Origin of the sequence: Rhizobium sp. YTUHZ044, assembly GCF_051123975.1 — a bacterium.
Taxonomy (GTDB): domain Bacteria; phylum Pseudomonadota; class Alphaproteobacteria; order Rhizobiales; family Rhizobiaceae; genus Rhizobium.
Window position 1 is genome coordinate 3,711,399 of the sequence record NZ_CP101426.1, and the last position, 17,769, is coordinate 3,729,167.

Annotated in this window: 12 protein-coding genes; 7 read left to right on the top strand and 5 right to left on the bottom strand. The window is 62.3% G+C overall.

All coding sequences use genetic code 11. The features are described 5' to 3' along the window. Positions 1-5: 5 nt before the first annotated feature. The 5 genes from glgC to NL154_RS18285 all read left to right on the top strand — a co-directional run bounded on the left by glgC (position 6) and on the right by NL154_RS18285 (position 6,919). On the top strand, positions 6-1,268 hold the full coding sequence (glgC, locus tag NL154_RS18265) for a glucose-1-phosphate adenylyltransferase (protein WP_221146397.1): 1,263 nt from the start codon (positions 6-8) through the stop codon (positions 1,266-1,268). Between the two features lie 3 nt (positions 1,269-1,271). Further along, the gene (gene glgA, locus NL154_RS18270) at positions 1,272-2,714 is read left to right on the top strand and encodes a glycogen synthase GlgA (RefSeq protein ID WP_210629829.1); all 1,443 of its coding nucleotides are present in this window, start codon (positions 1,272-1,274) and stop codon (positions 2,712-2,714) included. 6 nt (positions 2,715-2,720) lie between these two features. Next, positions 2,721-4,352 carry an alpha-D-glucose phosphate-specific phosphoglucomutase gene (locus tag NL154_RS18275; protein WP_210629828.1) on the top strand — a complete coding sequence of 544 codons (1,632 nt, stop codon included), beginning with the start codon at positions 2,721-2,723 and terminating at the stop codon, positions 4,350-4,352. Between the two features lie 12 nt (positions 4,353-4,364). After that, positions 4,365-6,341: a glycogen debranching protein GlgX gene (glgX, locus tag NL154_RS18280; protein ID WP_434733158.1), complete on the top strand. Its 1,977-nt coding sequence runs from the start codon at positions 4,365-4,367 to the stop codon at positions 6,339-6,341. An 89-nt stretch (positions 6,342-6,430) separates the two neighbouring features. After that, a complete protein-coding gene (locus NL154_RS18285) occupies positions 6,431-6,919 on the top strand; it encodes a MaoC family dehydratase (RefSeq protein ID WP_210629826.1) in 489 nt (162 codons plus the stop codon). A gap of 137 nt (positions 6,920-7,056) precedes the next feature. Here the strand turns inward: NL154_RS18285 and NL154_RS18290 are convergent, their stop codons facing one another. The 4 genes from NL154_RS18290 to NL154_RS18305 all read right to left on the bottom strand — a co-directional run bounded on the left by NL154_RS18290 (position 7,057) and on the right by NL154_RS18305 (position 12,292). Continuing rightward, positions 7,057-7,605, bottom strand: coding sequence for a sarcosine oxidase subunit gamma (locus NL154_RS18290; RefSeq protein WP_210629825.1), 549 nt, complete (start codon positions 7,603-7,605; stop codon positions 7,057-7,059). Continuing rightward, complete coding sequence (locus tag NL154_RS18295) at positions 7,598-10,591, bottom strand: sarcosine oxidase subunit alpha (protein WP_434733159.1); 2,994 nt, start codon at positions 10,589-10,591, stop codon at positions 7,598-7,600. The genes NL154_RS18290 and NL154_RS18295 overlap by 8 nt, the downstream gene beginning before the upstream one ends. Next, entirely contained in the window at positions 10,588-10,929 is a 342-nt protein-coding gene (locus tag NL154_RS18300) for a sarcosine oxidase subunit delta (RefSeq protein ID WP_210629823.1), read from the bottom strand. Before NL154_RS18300 ends, NL154_RS18295 begins: the two co-directional genes overlap by 4 nt. A 109-nt stretch (positions 10,930-11,038) precedes the next feature. Beyond that, on the bottom strand, positions 11,039-12,292 hold the full coding sequence (locus NL154_RS18305; RefSeq protein WP_011426818.1) for a sarcosine oxidase subunit beta family protein: 1,254 nt from the start codon (positions 12,290-12,292) through the stop codon (positions 11,039-11,041). Between the two features lie 299 nt (positions 12,293-12,591). Between NL154_RS18305 and NL154_RS18310 the strand changes: the two genes are divergently transcribed. Then, positions 12,592-13,629, top strand: coding sequence for a FecR family protein (locus tag NL154_RS18310; RefSeq protein ID WP_259668860.1), 1,038 nt, complete (start codon positions 12,592-12,594; stop codon positions 13,627-13,629). A 6-nt stretch (positions 13,630-13,635) separates the two neighbouring features. On the opposite strand, the gene NL154_RS18315 is transcribed toward NL154_RS18310, so the two are convergent. Then, a complete protein-coding gene (locus NL154_RS18315) occupies positions 13,636-15,807 on the bottom strand; it encodes a CHASE2 domain-containing protein (protein WP_434734113.1) in 2,172 nt (723 codons plus the stop codon). A gap of 355 nt (positions 15,808-16,162) precedes the next feature. On the opposite strand from NL154_RS18315, the gene NL154_RS18320 reads away from it, so the two are divergent. Next, on the top strand, positions 16,163-17,713 hold the full coding sequence (locus NL154_RS18320; protein ID WP_434734114.1) for an adenylate/guanylate cyclase domain-containing protein: 1,551 nt from the start codon (positions 16,163-16,165) through the stop codon (positions 17,711-17,713). The last annotated feature ends 56 nt before the right edge of the window (positions 17,714-17,769 follow it).

Here is a 17,769-nt window from a genome sequence, read left to right on the forward strand (position 1 = left end):
AGAAAATGGTAGAGAAGCGTATTCAGCCACTTGCCCGCGATGCAATGGCCTATGTTCTGGCCGGCGGCAGGGGGAGCCGTCTCAAGGAACTCACCGACCGACGCGCCAAGCCCGCCGTCTATTTCGGCGGCAAGGCCCGCATCATCGACTTCGCTCTGTCGAACGCGCTGAACTCGGGCATTCGCCGCATCGGCGTCGCGACGCAATACAAGGCGCATTCGCTGATCCGTCACATGCAGCGCGGCTGGAACTTCTTCCGCCCTGAGCGAAACGAAAGCTTCGACATCCTGCCTGCCTCGCAGCGCGTTTCCGAAACGCAGTGGTATGAAGGCACCGCCGACGCCGTTTATCAGAACATCGATATTATCGAGGATTACGGCGTCGAATACATGGTCATTCTCGCCGGCGACCATGTCTACAAGATGGACTATGAATACATGCTGCAGCAGCATGTCGATTCCGGCGCGGACGTGACGATCGGCTGCCTGGAAGTGCCGCGCATGGAAGCAACCGGCTTCGGCGTCATGCATGTCAACGAAAAGGACGAGATCTTCGCCTTCATCGAAAAGCCCGCCGATCCGCCGGGCATTCCGGACAAGCCGGATTTCGCGCTCGCCTCAATGGGCATCTACGTCTTCCACACCAAGTTCTTGCTCGATGCGCTGCGCCGCGACGCCGCCGACCCGAACTCGAGCCGCGATTTTGGCAAGGACATCATTCCCTATATCGTCAAGAACGGGAAGGCGGTCGCCCACCGCTTCGCCAAATCCTGCGTCCGCTCCGATTTCGAACACGAGCCCTACTGGCGCGACGTCGGCACGATCGACGCCTACTGGCAGGCCAATATCGATCTGACGGCCATCGTCCCGGAACTCGATATCTACGACAAGTCCTGGCCGATCTGGACCTATGCCGAGATCACCCCGCCGGCGAAATTCGTCCATGACGACGACGACCGCCGCGGCTCGGCCACCTCCTCCGTCGTCTCGGGCGACTGCATCATCTCGGGCGCCAGCCTCAATAAGAGCCTGCTCTTCACCGGCGTCAGGGCCAATTCCTTTTCCAAACTGGAAGGGGCGGTCATCCTGCCGAACGTGAAGATCGGACGGCGTGCACAGCTCAAGAATGTGGTGATCGACCATGGCGTCGTCATTCCGGAAGGCCTTGTCGTCGGCGAAGACGCCGAGCTCGACGCCAAGCGCTTCCGACGGACGGAAAGCGGCATCTGCCTGATCACCCAACCGATGATCGACAAGCTGGATATCTGACTTATGAAAGTTCTTTCGGTTTCGTCCGAAGTCTTCCCCTTGATCAAGACAGGGGGCCTGGCCGATGTGTCCGGCGCCCTGCCGATTGCTCTGAAAGCCTTCGGGGTCGAGACCAAGACCCTCCTGCCCGGCTACCCCGCCGTCATGAAGGTCATTCGCGACCCCGTCGTCAGGCTCGAATTCCCGGACCTGCTCGGTGAGCGGGCAACCGTGCTCGAGGTTGAACACGAGGGCCTCGATCTCCTCGTCCTCGATGCCCCGGCTTATTACGACCGGCCGGGCGGCCCCTATCTCGATCCGCTCGGCAAGGATTATCCCGACAATTGGCGTCGTTTCGCCGCCCTGTCGCTCGCGGCTTCAGAGATCGCCGCCGGTCTGCTGCCCGGCTGGCGGCCGGATCTCGTCCATACCCATGATTGGCAAGCGGCGCTGACCTCGGTCTACATGCGCTATTATCCGACGCCGGAACTGCCGAGCGTGCTGACGATCCACAACATCGCCTTCCAAGGCCAATTCGGCTCCGACATCTTTCCCGGCCTGCGCCTACCCGACCATGCCTTCGCCGTCGACGGCATCGAATATTACGGCACGGTCGGCTTCCTCAAGGGTGGCCTGCAGACCGCCCATGCGGTCACGACCGTCAGTCCGACCTATGCCGACGAGATCCTGACACCCGAATTCGGCATGGGGCTCGAAGGCGTCATCGCCACCCGCATCGACGATTTGCATGGCATCGTCAACGGCATCGATACCGATGTCTGGAACCCGGCGACCGACCCCGTCGTCCACACCCATTATGGCCCGACGACGCTGAAGAACCGCGAGGAAAACCGCCGCTCGATCGCCGAGTTCTTCCACCTCGACAATGACGATGCGCCGATCTTCTGCGTCATCAGCCGCCTCACCTGGCAGAAGGGCATGGATATCGTCGCCAACGTCGCAGACCAGATCGTCGCCATGGGCGGCAAACTCGTCGTGCTCGGCTCCGGCGAAGCTGCGCTTGAAGGTGCGCTGCTTGCCTCCGCCAGCCGCCATCCCGGCCGCATCGGCGTCTCGATCGGCTATAACGAACCGATGTCGCACCTGATGCAGGCCGGCTGCGACGCGATCATCATCCCGTCGCGCTTCGAACCCTGCGGCCTCACCCAGCTTTACGGCCTGCGGTATGGCTGCGTGCCGATCGTCGCCCGCACCGGCGGATTGAACGACACCGTGATCGACGCCAATCACGCCGCACTTGCGACGAAAGTGGCAACCGGCATACAATTCTCACCCGTGACCGAAACGGGCATGCTACAGGCAATCCGCCGTGCCATGCATTTTTACGCGGACCGAAAACTCTGGACCCAATTGCAAAAGCAAGGCATGAAATCGGATGTCTCCTGGGAGAAGAGCGCCGAACGCTACGCTGCCCTCTATTCAAGCCTCGTCTCGAAAGGCATGTGACCTAAAATGATCAAGTCCGTACCCACCACGCCCTATCTGGACCAGAAACCCGGCACTTCGGGTCTGCGTAAGAAGGTTCCGGTCTTCCAGCAGCCGAACTATGCGGAGAATTTCATCCAGGCCATCTTCGATTCGCTGGAAGGCTATCAGGGCAAGTGCCTCGTCATCGGCGGCGACGGACGTTACTACAATCGCGAGGTCATCCAGAAGGCGATCAAGATGGCCGCCGCCAACGGCTTCGGCAAGGTGATGGTCGGCAAGGGCGGCATTCTGTCGACGCCGGCCGCGTCCCACATTATCCGCAAGTACAAGGCCTTCGGTGGCATCATTCTGTCGGCCAGCCACAATCCCGGCGGCCCGACCGAAGACTTCGGCATCAAATACAATATCAACAATGGCGGCCCGGCGCCGGAAAAGATCACCGACGCGATCTACGCCCGTTCCAAGACGATCGATAGCTACAAGATCGCCGATTTCGCCGACGTCAATCTCGACCGTATCGGCAAGGACGAGCTTCCCGGCGGTATGATCCTCTCGGTCATCGATCCGGTCGAGGACTATGCCGCGCTGATGGAAGAGCTGTTCGATTTCGGCGCCATCCGCAATCTGATCAGCCTCGGTTTCCGCATCGCTTTCGACGGCATGAGCGCCGTCACCGGCCCCTACGCCAAGGAGATCTTCGAAAATCGCCTTGGCGCGCCCCTCGGTTCGGTGCGCAACTTCATGCCGCTGCCGGATTTCGGCGGCCATCATCCCGATCCGAACCCGGTTCACTGCAAGGAACTCTTCGATGAGATGATGGGCGAGGACGCGCCCGATTTCGGAGCCGCGTCCGACGGCGACGGCGACCGCAACCTCATCATCGGCCGCGGCATCTTCGTCACCCCCTCCGACAGCCTGGCGATCCTTGCCGCCAACGCCAATCTCGCCCCCGGCTATTCCGGCGGTCTCGCCGGCATCGCCCGCTCGATGCCGACATCGGGCGCGGCCGACCGCGTCGCTGAAAAACGCGGCATCGGCATGTATGAGACGCCAACCGGCTGGAAGTTCTTCGGCAACCTGCTCGACGCCGGCATGGCGACGATCTGCGGTGAGGAGAGCTCCGGCACCGGCTCCAATCATGTCCGTGAGAAGGACGGCCTCTGGGCCGTGCTGCTGTGGCTGAACATCCTTGCCGTGCGTGGCGAGAGCGTCGCCGACGTCGTCACTCAGCACTGGCAGACCTACGGCCGCAACTATTACTCGCGCCACGACTATGAAGGCCTGGACACCGGCGCGGCGAACGGCCTGATGGACAATCTCCGCAGCCAGCTCTCCACCCTCCCCGGCAAGAGCATCGGCAGCCTGAAGGTCGAGAAGGCAGACGATTTCGCCTATCACGATCCGATCGACAAGTCGGTCAGCGAGCATCAGGGCATCCGCCTGCTCTTCGAGGGCGGCTCCCGTGTCGTCTTCCGCCTGTCGGGCACCGGCACGTCTGGCGCAACCTTGCGCGTCTATATCGAGCGCTACGAGCCGGATTCGACTCGTCACAACATCGAAACGCAGGAAGCGCTCGCAGATCTGATTGCGGCCGCCGAAAGCATTGCCAGCATTCGTGAGCGCACGGGACGCGATGAGCCAACCGTGATCACCTGATCCGGGGGGACCATGCGGGACAGCAATTCGGCGCGGGGCGCGATCGTCTTCGAGACCGGCGTCGAATTTGCGGTGTGGTCGCATCATGCCGCGCAGATCGAACTCTGCCTCTTCGAAGATGACGGCAACAAGGAATTCGCGCGCCTGCCGATGGCCCGCGATGGCAACCACATCCATCGCCTCTTCGTCGACGGCCTCCGGCAAGGCGCCCGCTACGGCTATCGCGCCGACGGCATCTATGCGCCCGACAACGGCCTCTGGTTCGATCCGTCAAAACTGCTGATCGACCCTTACGCCAAGGAGATCGACCGGCCGTTCCGTTACGATCCCCGCCTCGGGCTCTACGGCGAAGACAGCCAGGATCTGATGCCGAAGGCGATCGTCACCACCGACACCCCAGCCACAATCGACAAGCCACTCTTCGAGCCGGGCGGTTTTATCTATGAAGTGGCGGTGCGGCCCTTCACCATCCTTCACCCCGATGTGCCGGAAACCGAACGCGGCACGGTCGCAGCCCTTGCCCATCCCTCCGTTATCGCGCATCTGAAGCGAATCGGGGTCGATGCCATCGAACTGATGCCGATTACCGCCTGGATCGATGAGCGCCATCTGCCGCCGCTCGGCCTCACCAACGGCTGGGGCTACAACCCCGTCGGCCTGATGGCGCTCGATCCGCGGATCGCCCCCGGCGGCATGGCGGAGCTGCGCAACACCGTTGCCGCTCTCCATGCCGAAGGCATCGCCGTCATCCTCGATCTGGTCTTCAATCATACCGGCGAGAGCGACCGCTATGGCACCACGCTGTCGCTGCGCGGCCTCGACAATCTGCATTATTACCGCCACGCCCAAAACAGCCCCGGCGAACTCATAAACGACACCGGCACCGGCAACACGATCGCCTGCGATCATCCCGAGGTCAGGCGCCTCGTCATCGACAGCCTGCGCCATTTTGTCCTCAATGCCGGCGTCGATGGTTTCCGCTTCGATCTCGCCCCGGTGCTGGGCCGCACCGCGAGCGGGTTTGAGCGCGACGGAGGAACGCTTGCCGCAATCTTGGCGGACGACGTGCTCGCCGACCGGATCATGATCGCCGAACCCTGGGATATCGGTCCGGGCGGTTACCAGCTCGGCAACTTCCCGCCGCCCTTCCTCGAATGGAACGACAGGGTTCGTGACGATCTGCGCTGTTACTGGCGGGGCGACCAGTGGAAGACCGGCTCGCTCGCGACGGCGCTTGCCGGTTCCTCCGACATCTTCTCCGGCAACGACGGCAAAGAGACGCGCAGCGTCAACTTCCTCGCCGCCCATGACGGCTTCACGCTGATCGACCTCGTCTCCTATGCCGGCAAGCACAATGACGCCAATGGCGAGCACAATCGGGACGGCCACAACGAGAACCATTCCTGGAACAATGGGGTTGAAGGCGAGACCCTCTATCCCACAATTCGCAAGCGCCGGATCAATGACGTGATGGCGCTGATATCGACGCTCTTTGCCACCCGTGGCAGCATCATGCTGACGGCGGGTGACGAAGGCGGCCGCAGCCAGCGCGGCAACAACAACGCCTATTGCCAGGACAACGAAATCACCTGGCTGGACTGGAAGGCGCTGAACGAGGATCTCATCGCCCATACCGCTTTCGTCGCAGGGTTGCGCCGCCGCTTCACAGTTTTCTCCGAAACAGGCTTCCTCTCCGGCAACGGCGATGTCGAATGGATCTCGCTCTCCGGCGAACCGATGACCGTTGCCGAATGGGAGACGCCGTCGCTTTCGACGCTCGGCATGCTGCTCGCCACCGGCGACCGCTCCTCGCGCGGCAGAAACACCCGGCTTGCTGTGCTTTTCAATCGCTCGGAGAGCCGCCAGTTCTTTGTGCTTCCGTCGGAAAACGAGCCGGGCTGGAGCCAACTGACGCCGGAGGGAGCGAAGAAGCCCGACGCCAGCGTGACCGTCGAGCCACGCTCCGTCGCCTTTTTCGTAGAAAAATGACCGCCTCCTCACACTCACGCAAATCCTTGTCGCAATCGTCATAAATGCACGATAAGGCTTGGCCCGGCGGCTTTTCTCACGAGGAATTCATGGTCACGGAAATTTCACTCTCCGACGTGCGGGGATTGATCGGCATGGAAACGGGTCTTTCGGATTGGATTACCGTCGACCAGACAATGATCGACGCTTTTGCGGGGGCGACCGACGACCATCAGTTCATTCATGTCGATCCCGGGCGCGCGGCCGCTGAAAGCCCCTTCGGCGGCACCATCGCCCATGGCTTCCTGACGCTGTCCCTGCTGTCGGCGATGAACTACAATTGCCTGCCGAAAGTGCGCGAGCAGACCATGGGCATCAACTACGGCTTCGATCGCGTCCGCTTCATGACGCCGGTCAAGAGCGGCGCCCGCGTGCGCGGCCGTTTTCTGCTCTCCGACGCCCGCTTCCGGGGCGGCGGCATGCTGATGACCACCTACGACGTGACGATCGAGATCGAAAACGAGAAGAAGCCGGCACTGACGGCACGATGGATCACCATCATCCAGTTCGACCCGAAGGACCGGCCGGAAGACGCGTAGGAAAGCGCCGCTATCCTACGCGCCCGGAAACGACTTCGCCGCATCCAGCACGGATGCCGCCCATTGGTACGAAATGGGCGGCACTGTCATTTGCGACCCTGAAAATCTCATCCGGTTAGGCAGCGGGCTTGGAAGCCTCAATGGCCGGCATCTTCCGCCGCCTCGGCCAAGAGCCCGAAGACGTAATCGGAAAACGACCGCCAGCACTCCACCCGGAACGTATCTTCTTCCGTCCGGAAAAGTACGATCTCCGCCTTGCCGAAGACCGTGCGCGAGGCAGCACCGACCGGAAAGGACGACAGCGACAGGTCCTGCGGGCAGCCGGCCGCAAGCGTGGTCTCCGCACCCGGCCCCGAAACGATGACCGCCACGTTGCGGTGGGAGACATCTGTCGCGGAATGCAGCGCGCCGGCGCTGGAACATGCCGCCATCAGATCGCCGCCGGCCTCGTCGATCAACAGCCACTCGTCCGGCCCGATCCAGAGCGCCGAGCGCGCACCGGCGCGGCCGGACGTTTTCGGAGCGATCGGCACAGACAGGCCGAGAGCCAAAGAAAGTGCTTTGAGCGATCCAGCGGGCGCGCGCAGCGCCACGCGGCTCGCGGACGGTGCGACGGACAGGCGCACGGTGGCGGAGCCGCCGAGACGGCCGGCCAGCGCCGGCTTGCGAATTGCGACATCAGCCATGGATGCGGCCTCCTTCCTTGTCAAAGAACACCAGATCCGTCACTTCGACGGCGATCGTCCGGTCCGGCATCGGCACATAAAGCGTCTCGCCCATCCGCGCCCGGCCGCCGGCGACCAGCGCGAAGGCGATCGACCTGCCGCAATTTTCCGACCAATAGGCCGATGTGACATGGCCGAGCATCGTCATCGGCTTCGGCTCATTCGGGCTCGCGACGACCTGCGCGCCTTCTTCGAGCACCAGCTTCGGATCCTTGGTGACGAGGCCGACGAGCTGCTTGCGCCCCTCCTTGACGAGGTCCGGCCGCTGCAGCCCGCGAATGCCGACGAAGTCCTTCTTCTTCTTCGAAACGGCCCAGGCGACGCCCGCGTCGTCAGGGGTCACGGTCCCGTCCGTATCCTGGCCGACGATGATATAGCCCTTCTCGGCGCGAAGAACGTGCATCGTCTCCGTACCGTAGACGCAGGCGCCGAGCGGTTCGGCATTGGCCCAGACCGCTTCGAGCACCGACTGGCCGTAATCGGCCGGCACGTTGATTTCGAAACCGATTTCACCGGTGAAGGAAACGCGGAAGAGCCGCGCTGGTACGCCGCAGACCGTGCACTCGGCGACACTCATATGCGGGAAGGCCTCGTTGGAAAGATCGACGCCTTCGACGAGAGGTTCGACGATCTCGCGCGCCTTCGGCCCTTGTATGGCGATGACGGCCCATTGTTCAGTCACCGAGGTCAGCCATACCTTCAGATCCGGGAATTCCGTCTGCAGGTAATCTTCCATGTGATGGAGAACACGCGGCGCTCCGCCTGTTGTCGTCGTCACATGGAAACGGTCCTCCGCCAGACGACCGACGACGCCGTCGTCATAAACGAAGCCGTCCTCACGCGTCATGATGCCGTAGCGCGCCTTGCCTGGCTTCAGCGTGTCCCAGGCATTGGTGTAGATGAGATTGAGGAATTTCGCCGCATCCGGGCCTACGACCTCGATCTTGCCGAGCGTCGATGCGTCGAAGATACCCGCCGACTCGCGGGCCGTCCGGCACTCGCGCGCAACCGCCTGGTGCATGCTCTCGCCCGAGCGCGGATAGAACCAGGCGCGTTTCCAGTTGCCGACATCCTCGAAAACAGCGCCATGCGCTTCTTCCCAGCCGTGCAGCGGCGTCTTGCGCGTCGGATCGAACAACTTGCCGCGCGAATGGCCGATCAGCGTACCATAGGTCACCGGCGTATAGGGCGCGCGGAAGGTGGTGAGACCGACTCGCGGGATTTCCTTGCCGAGCATTTCGGCGGCGATCGCCAGGCCATGCATATTGGAAAGCTTGCCCTGGTCCGAGGCCATGCCGTTGGTCGTAAACCGCTTGATATGCTCGATCGAGTGCATGCCCTCGCGCACGGCGAGGCGGATATCCTTGGCGCAGACATCGTGCTGGAAATCGATGAAGGCCTTGGCATTCGTCTTTGGGCCGGCGCCTTCGGCAGCACCGATCATCCCGCCGGTCCAGTCATAGGGCTGCTCGGCCGAGATCGTGATCTTGCCGCCGCCGCTCTTGCCAGCGGCCTGCGCCATCAGTTCGCCGGCGGCAAGCGATTCCTCGACCGTCCGCTGCAGGTCGTCGGTGCCGTTGCAGGCGCCGACAGACAGGCAATCCTGCGCATAGGTGCCGGGCAGGAAGCGCTGACTTTCCGCCTCGAAGGCCACCTTGCCGCGCGACTGCGAGAACAGATGCACCGACGGCGTCCAGCCGGCCGAAACCAGAAGCGCATCGACCGCGATCTTGCGCGGCGAACCGCCGCCGTTGCGCGCCACCGTCATCGATGAGATGCGCAGCCGCCCCGCCGTATTGACGACCGACTGGCCGGTGAGCACGTCGATGCCAAGCGCACGCGCCTCCGCCAGTACCGCCGCTCCCGGCGCCTGTCTGCAGTCGACGATGGCGGCGACCGAGACACCGGCCCGCTTGAGATCGAAAGCCGCCTCGTAGGCGGAGTCATGCGCCGTGTAGATGCCGACATTGCTTCCGACGGCAACGCCGTAATGATTGAGGTACATCCGCCCCGCCGAAGCCAGCATGATGCCGGGCCGGTCGTTGTTCGGAAATACCATATGCCGCTCGATCGCGCCGTTGGCGAGGATTACCCGCTTGGCGCGGACCTGCCAGAGCCGCTCGCGCGGCAGATCGCTCGATGGTTTGGCGATATGATCGGTGACGCGTTCGGCAAGGCCGACGAAATTGTGGTTGTAGTAACCGAAGGCGGTCGTGCGGATGAGCACTTCGACATTGTCCATCGCCTTCAACCGCGCCACGGTTTTCTGCGCCCAGGCGTAACCATCCTGTCCGTCGATCCTGACGCCGGCATCGTAGCGCAGCGCACCGCCGGCTTCCGCCTGCTCGTCGCAAAGGATCACCTTCGCACCGGTCTGGGCCGCTGCCAGCGCCGCCGAAAGTCCGGCCACACCGGCGCCGACCACCAGCACGTCGCAATGGGCGTAGCGGCTGGCATAATGGTCCGGATCCTCCTCCGTCGGCGCGACGCCGAGGCCGGCAGCGCGACGGATGAACGGCTCGTAGACATGTTTCCAGGCGGAGCGCGGCCACATGAAGGTCTTGTAGTAGAAGCCGGCGGCGAAGAACGGCGACATCAGGTTGTTGACCGCGCCGACGTCATAGGCAAGCGAAGGCCAGCGGTTCTGCGACTGGACGATCATGCCGTCGAAGACTTCCTGCACCGTGGCGCGCACGTTCGGCTGCTTGCGCGCCTTGTCACGGGCGACGTCGATCAGCGCGTTCGGCTCTTCAGCCCCTGCCGAGAGGATGCCGCGGGCCCGGTGATATTTGAACGAACGGCCGACGAGATGAATGCCGTTGGCGATCAGCGCCGAGGCGACAGTATCACCTTCTAGCGCGGTATAGCTCTGGCCGTCGAAGCTGAAGCGCGCGGTCTTTGCAGGCGTCAGACGCCCCTTGCCGACGATACGATTGGCACCGCTCATTGCGCCTCTCCTTCCACGGCTTCATAGGTCTCGACAGGCCCGTGCTGTTCGGCCTCGGCACCGATCCGCGGCTTCGGCTCGCCTGCCTTGTAGGTCATGATGAACTTGTCGCTCACCGTATCGCGCGCCGCGTTGAAGAAGCGGCCGCAGCCGTGAATATGCCGCCAGCGCTCGAAGATCAGCCCCTTCGGGTTGTCACGCAGAAAGAAATACTCTTCGAATTCCTCATCCGAGATCGAGGCGATATCGGCCGGCCGCGCGATATGCGCGTCACCCGCGCCGCGGAATTCGAGTTCGGAACGCTCTTCCTGACAATAAGGGCAATGGATCAGCAGCATATGAAATTTCCTTCTCCTCCCTTTCTCCCCAGCAGGGAGAAGGTACGTTCAAGGCGGATGAGGGCGTGAATAACCAAAGAAGCGAGCATCTGAGCGAACACGTTCATCATCAGTGCGCCACCGCCGCAGCCGCCGCTTCATCGATCAGCCGGCCGCTGCGGAAGCGTTCCAGCGTCAGGCCGGCATTGAACTTGTGCGCTTCATCGCGGGCGATCAGATGCGCAAAGAGATTGGCCGAGCCCGGCGTCGCCTTGAAGCCGCCGGTGCCCCAGCCGCAATTGACGTAAAGCCCCGGAACCGGCGTCTTCGACTGGATTGCCGAACGATCCGGCGTATTGTCGACGATGCCACCCCATTGCCGCATCATCTTGACGCGCCGGAACATCGGAAAGAGTTCGCAGATGGCGTCGAGCGTATGCGTGATGATCTGCAACCCGCCGGTCTGGGAATAGGAATTATACTGGTCTGTGCCGGCGCCGATGACGAGCTCGCCCTTGTCGGACTGCGAGATATAGGCATGCACCGTGTTCGACATGACGACGCAGGGGAAGATCGGCTTCAGCGGCTCGGAGACCAGCGCCTGCAGCGGGCTCGACTGCAGCGGCACGCGCACATCCGCCATCTTCATGATTGTCGATGTATGGCCCGCGGCCGATACGCCGACCTTTCTGGCGCCGATGAAGCCGCGCGAAGTCTCGACCCCGGTCACCCGTCCGTCCGGACCGCGCCGGATGCCGGTCACTTCGCAGTTCTGGATGATGTGCACGCCTCGGTCTGAGGCTGCCCGCGCATATCCCCAGGCTACAGCATCGTGCCGCGCCGTGCCGCCGCGGCGCTGCAGCGCCGCACCATTGATCGGATAGCGCGCACTGGCAGAGATGTCGAGCGGCGGACAATAGGCCTTCGCCTGCTCCGGCGTCAGCCATTCATTGTCGATGCCGTAAAGCCGGTTGGCGTGGATGTGTCGCTTGAACGACTGCTGGTCGTGAATATTGTGCGAGAGCATCATCACGCCGCGCGGCGAATACATCACATTGTAGTTGAGCTCCTGTGAAAGCCCCTCCCAGAGCTTCATCGAATGCTCGTAAATGTGCATGCTCTCTTCATAGAGATAGTTCGAACGGATAATGGTCGTATTGCGCCCGGTATTGCCGCCGCCGAGCCAGCCCTTCTCGATCACCGCCACATTGGTGATGCCGTGCTCCTTGGCAAGATAGTAGGCGGCTCCCAAGCCGTGTCCGCCAGCGCCGATGATAACGACATCGTACTCGGCGCGCGGTTCCGGCGAAGTCCACTGCTTCTCCCAACCTCTGTGGCCGCGAAGGGCCTCCCGCGCCACGGCAAAAACCGAATATTTCCGCATCCGCCTTCTTCTCCTTCGGGCAAGGGCTGTTCTCGCGCCCATACAAATCGCAAATCCAAATGCGGCACAACGGCTCTTTTGCGACGTGCGAGAGCTTCACTTTTGACACTGAACGACATCGTGTCGAAAACTGCGCAGTTTCCGATGCTGTCCAGCGATGACTCTGAAACGAACGTCATCTTGCATGATGCTGCGAAGAACGCCGTTCTCCGGGCGGCAGACTTGCCTAACCCAAGAGGGTGAAAAGACAAGCAGTTAGTATGATGTTAATTTTTCCCCGTTGCCGGGACTGGTGTATCATGGGCATACGGAGGCGGGGTTTATTCCAGGCGCTTTTCATTGCGCTATGCGGCGTCCGGCTGGCAGCTGCCGCCGAGCCGGTCGGCCAGGCTGTGGTTATCAAGACCGAGGTGACGGGACAAGCCGGCCCGATCGAAGTCAACAACAGCGTTCACCGCGACGAGCGTATCAGGACATCGCAATCCGGACTCGGCCAATTCCTGTTTCGCGACGGTACCAAGCTGGCGGTCGGCTGGGGCTCTTCGGTCGTCATCGACAAATATGTCTTCGACGATTCACAATCGGTCAAGAAACTCACCATCAAGGCAGCGAAAGGTACCTTTCGCTGGGTCAGCGGCAATTCCCAATCCTCGGCCTACCAGATTCTGACGCCCGCCGGCACCATCGGCGTGCGCGGCACCGCATTCGATTTCTACGTCGGCCAGGACGGCACCACGGCCGTCGTCTTGCTGAACGGTGCGGCCAGCTTCTGCGGCCCGGGCGGCTGCCGCCAGTTGCAGCAGCGCTGCGATTGCGTCGTCGCCAAGCCGAACGGCGATATGTCGCCGGCCCGCCGGGTCGATCCGAGCGTTCTCGATACACTCGGAAATCCCCGCGCCCTCCCCTTCCTCTCCGGCAACCAGCGGCTTGCGGGCGGCATCGGCATGCTCGGCGGCTGCAATATGGCCTCGGTTGCACCGGAACGAAAAGACAGAGTGCGACCTCCGCCGGCAATTGCGCCAGCTCCGCAAAGACAGGATCCGCCGCAGAGACAGGCCGAGCCACAAAAGGAGCGACCGAGCAAGCCCGATAAGCCCCATCATGACCATGACAGGCCGCATCATGACAAGCCCCATCATGACAAGCCGGATAGACCGGACAAGCATGATGGCCATGGCCGGCATGACAATGACGGCAAGCCCGGAAATCACGGCGAGGATCATCGCGGACACAACCGCGGTGATCATGAACATCACGATCGCGATCACAATCGTGATCATGATGATGACAACGATCGCAACCACGACAGGGGTTGGAATTTCAATCGTGGCCGCTGAGGCCCGTCAGTCTGCAGCGCTCTTTTCGATTCCCTCCGGCACTTCGCGGAAATGACCGGTCCTGCCGGATATGCGCTGGTAGAATTCCGCCAGACCGCCGATCACCTGCACTGCCCTGAGCTTTGCGGTCCCGATAAGCTTACGGCTGTTCCTGGAATGCGATTGCAGGGCCTGCATCAGCTGCCGGTGAACGACCTCGAGCGCGGCGAATTCCTGGGACACCGCCACCCGTTCATCGCCGACGACGGCAAGGATCTGTGTCCGGCTGCTCTTCCCCTTGAGCGGAAGGGCGCCCGCTTCGATCAGCGCCATTCCCTGCACTGAGCGTGCGGTGCGGTCGGAGATAAGAATATCGAAGCCGACTTCCTTGCAGGACGATTCGATGCGGGCCGCGACGTTGACGGCATCTCCGACAGCCGAATAGTTGAAGCGGGTCTTGGCGCCCATATTGCCGACGCAAGCAACGCCGGTATGGATGCCGATGCCGATGCCGACCTCCTGATCGGATCCGAAACCGAAGGCGTCGGCGGCGTTCAGTTCGGCGAGTGTCTCGCGCATGGCGAGCGCCGCGCGAACCGCCTTGATTTCGTGATCCGCAACATCGACCGGCGCATTCCAGAATGCCATGATCGAATCGCCGATAAACTTGTCGAGAGTACCTTCGTTGGCCACGACATGACGGCTCAGCGCGTCGAGCAATGTATTCAGGAAGGCAACGACATCCGTCGGTGCCAGCCTTTCGCTGATCTCGGTGAAGTTCCTGACGTCGACGAACATTACCGTCAGCTCCCGGTCATCCCCACCGAGGCGCAAGGCATCGCGGTTATGTTCGATGCGATGGAGCAGTGACGGAGAAAGATAATGTCCGAAGGCGCGCCGCACCTCGCGCCTTTCCCGGTCGATCACCAGAATGCGGAACGAGGTTGCGGCAAAATGGGTGATCGATCCGCTGACGATCGGAGCCAGCGGATCAAGAAGAAGCCCCGCATAAAGAAAGGAGAGCCAGGAGGCCACGAGCGCCATTGCGGTAATAAGCAGGCCGCAGACCAGTGCGACGGCGGGACTGACGAAAGTCGTCACCACGACGAGCAGGCAGCCGAGCACCGCGATCGTGAGGATTTCCAGGCCGTCCGCCCAATCGGGCCGCGACAGGAAGCGGCCGGAGAGAATCTGTTCGACGGCCTGCGCATGCATCGAAACCCCGGGAACATTCTCGCCGAGCGCCGTGACGCGGATGTCCTGCAGGCCTGCCGCCGAGGTGCCGATGAAGACGATGCTGCCGTCAATGGCGGCAGCGACCTCGGGAGAGGCGCCTCCGGCGGCGAGCACCTGGCGGGCGGAGATATAGCGCTCGGCTCGGTCGGGGCTGACATAGAGCCAGAATTCGCCCGCCGCCGTTAGCGGCACGACGAAATCGCCGATCTTTGCCGATGTCATCACGCCGGCCCGATCGGGCGCGCCGGCCACTACATAAGTCGATACACCCTGCGCGACGCGCAACGCCTCGACGGCGAGATTGGGATAGAGCTGCACGCCGTCGGTCAGGAACAACGGCACCGCCCGCACCACCGGCGAAGGATTGCCGGGATTGAGGCTGATATGGCCGAGCCCTGCCGCGTTGGCTTCCAATTGCGGCCTGAGCGGCGTCGATGCGGCAAGGTAGGGCGGAGCCGAGACGGGGCTTTCCCCGGTGAAAGCAAAGCCCGCCTTGACAGGCGGCCGGTAACTGCCCTCGTTGGAAAGCCCGAAGCCGAGCACGACGGGTTTGCCGGAGATCGAGCGGGCAAATATCTCGTCATTGTCGGGGAGCTTCTCGGCCAGGGACGGGTCAACCCCCGCGACCTCGCGCACGACGTTGCGTGGCGACAGCCTGTCCGGCTCTGAAAAGAGGACGTCGAAGGCGATGGCCGCAGCGCCCATGTCGGAGAGCCGGTCCACCAGCATGGCCAACCGGTCCCGTGGCCACGGCCATTGACCGAACTCGCGCAGCGACGCCTCGTCGATGTCGATCACATGGACCGGCATGGGCTCGAATGTTCTCGGAAGCAGGCGCTGGTACTCGTCGAAAGTCACGCCACGGATCAGCTTGAAGATTCCGGGATCGTCTGCCCGCAGCATCGTCAGGGCCGCCACGATCACCAGGCCGATAACGACACCGATCTGCTGCACGCGCGTCATCATCTCAACCGGTGTCCCTCCCACGGCCGATCGAGCGGCCCGCGCCTGTCGGCCGACACGCTACGCCGCTTTCTGTCCGAACGCCATTCGCCCATGCGCTCCCGACGCTTCTTTTCGCTTTCCAGCCTTCCGCTTCCCGCCGGTCGGCGCAACAGTGTCTGCAAATTCGACGACGCTGTCGTTCCGCCATGCTTTTGCTTGGACGGCTCGGCTTCGAGCTTGCCGGGGGCGCGGCGAAATGTTCTTGTAACGGCCGAAGCGCGAATGCTTTTATATCGAAGAGTGAGGGGCTCCCGTGATTTCCGAAACCGCCGTGCGCCGCAGCGGCTATTGGCTGATCGTCGTCGTGCTGGCGATGCTTGCAGGACTGCCGCTTGCCGTCTGGCTCGACATCAGCGATCTCTCCGGAAACACCCTCAGACGCCAGGCGCGCGATATGAGCTCGCTAATATCGAGCATCCGCTCCTACTATTCCGCCAATGTCGTCGGACGCGTTCTGGCCGCGCACGCCAGCGGCGCGACCGCAGGCACGGTCGTTTCCCACAACTACGCCAATATCCCAGGCGCCATCCCGCTGCCGGCAACACTTTCGCTGGAACTCGGCGACGTCATAAAGGAGCAACAGGCCAACATCACATACCGCTTCGTCTCCGATCTGCAGTTCAAGAGCCGCGCTTCCCACGAGCTCGACGATTTCGAGAAACGAGCGCTTGCCGCGTTGCGCGCCAATCCGCAGCAGACGTTGAGCGACCTCACCCGCGTCGGATTGACCGATACCCTACGGCTCATCACGCCCGTCGTCATGAGCCAGGCCTGCGTTGCCTGTCACAACAGCCACCCGGAAAGCCCGAAGACCGATTGGAAGGTCGGCGATGTGCGCGGCATTCAGGAAGTGGTGATCAAGCAACCCTATGCAAGCAACGTCTTCGCCTTCAAATATCTGCTCTGTTATTTTCTTTTTGTCGCCGTCATCGGCCTCAGCTTCATTCTGCTGCAGCGCCAGCAGGCCCGCGCGATCCATGGCGCCAACCGGGATCTCGAAGCGGCGAACGAATTCCTGGCGAGCGTTTCGCTGAAGATTTCACGCTATCTGTCGCCGCAGATCTACAAAAGCATCTTCAGCGGACAGAAAGACGTCGTCGTCCATACCGAGCGCAAGCGCCTGACGATTTTCTTCTCCGACATCAAGGATTTCACCGCGACCACCGAGCGGCTGCAGCCCGAAGCGCTGACGGAGATGCTCAACGAATATCTCACCGAAATGTCGAACATTGCCCTCGCCCATGGCGGCACGGTGGACAAGTTCATCGGCGATGCCATGCTGGTCTTCTTCGGCGACCCGGAAACGAAGGGTCCGGAGGAGGATGCGAAAGCCTGCCTGCGCATGGCCGTCGACATGCAGCGCCGCCTCGGCGAACTCAAGGACAGATGGCGCAGAAACGGCACCGAGGAGCCTTTCGTCGTGCGCATGGGCATCAACAGCGGTTATTGCAACGTCGGCAATTTTGGCAGCAACGATCGCATGGACTATACGATCATCGGGGCGGAGGCCAATCTCGCAGCCAGGCTGCAGTCGATCGCCCAGGGCGGAGAAATCGTCATCAGCTACGAAACCTATGCGCTGGTGAACGAGATTGTCGATGCCCATCCCTTGCCGCCGATCACCATGAAGGGCATCCAGCGCGAGGTCGTGCCCTATGCCGTCGATGGACTGACGCTCGGCGCCGACCACAAAAGCCGGGTTCTCAGCGAACATCTCTCGGGTCTCGACCTGCATCTGGATATGAGCCGGCTGGAGCCTGCCGATCGACTCCGGGTCAGGACGGCGCTCAAGGAGGCAATCGCCGCCCTGGACGAGGCCCCTCCGGAAGCGGCTCGCTTGAGACAGGATGCCGGGCAGATGTGATTTTTCCACCTGCCGCCGATATCCATCTGGACTTCCCCTACTCGATCTGCTATCCC

What these genes read in the sequence shown, in the direction of transcription:
- NL154_RS18275 (WP_210629828.1), top strand. Translation starts at nt 2,721, where the DNA reads ATGATCAAGTCCGTACCCACCACGCCCTATCTGGACCAGAAACCCGGC.
- glgA (WP_210629829.1), top strand. Translation starts at nt 1,272, where the DNA reads ATGAAAGTTCTTTCGGTTTCGTCCGAAGTCTTCCCCTTGATCAAGACA.
- NL154_RS18300 (WP_210629823.1), bottom strand. Translation starts at nt 10,929, where the DNA reads ATGCTGCTGATCCATTGCCCTTATTGTCAGGAAGAGCGTTCCGAACTC.
- NL154_RS18305 (WP_011426818.1), bottom strand. Translation starts at nt 12,292, where the DNA reads ATGCGGAAATATTCGGTTTTTGCCGTGGCGCGGGAGGCCCTTCGCGGC.
- NL154_RS18290 (WP_210629825.1), bottom strand. Translation starts at nt 7,605, where the DNA reads ATGGCTGATGTCGCAATTCGCAAGCCGGCGCTGGCCGGCCGTCTCGGC.
- NL154_RS18315 (WP_434734113.1), bottom strand. Translation starts at nt 15,807, where the DNA reads ATGACGCGCGTGCAGCAGATCGGTGTCGTTATCGGCCTGGTGATCGTG.
- NL154_RS18310 (WP_259668860.1), top strand. Translation starts at nt 12,592, where the DNA reads ATGGGCATACGGAGGCGGGGTTTATTCCAGGCGCTTTTCATTGCGCTA.
- glgX (WP_434733158.1), top strand. Translation starts at nt 4,365, where the DNA reads ATGCGGGACAGCAATTCGGCGCGGGGCGCGATCGTCTTCGAGACCGGC.
- glgC (WP_221146397.1), top strand. Translation starts at nt 6, where the DNA reads ATGGTAGAGAAGCGTATTCAGCCACTTGCCCGCGATGCAATGGCCTAT.
- NL154_RS18285 (WP_210629826.1), top strand. Translation starts at nt 6,431, where the DNA reads ATGGTCACGGAAATTTCACTCTCCGACGTGCGGGGATTGATCGGCATG.
- NL154_RS18320 (WP_434734114.1), top strand. Translation starts at nt 16,163, where the DNA reads ATGCTTGCAGGACTGCCGCTTGCCGTCTGGCTCGACATCAGCGATCTC.
- NL154_RS18295 (WP_434733159.1), bottom strand. Translation starts at nt 10,591, where the DNA reads ATGAGCGGTGCCAATCGTATCGTCGGCAAGGGGCGTCTGACGCCTGCA.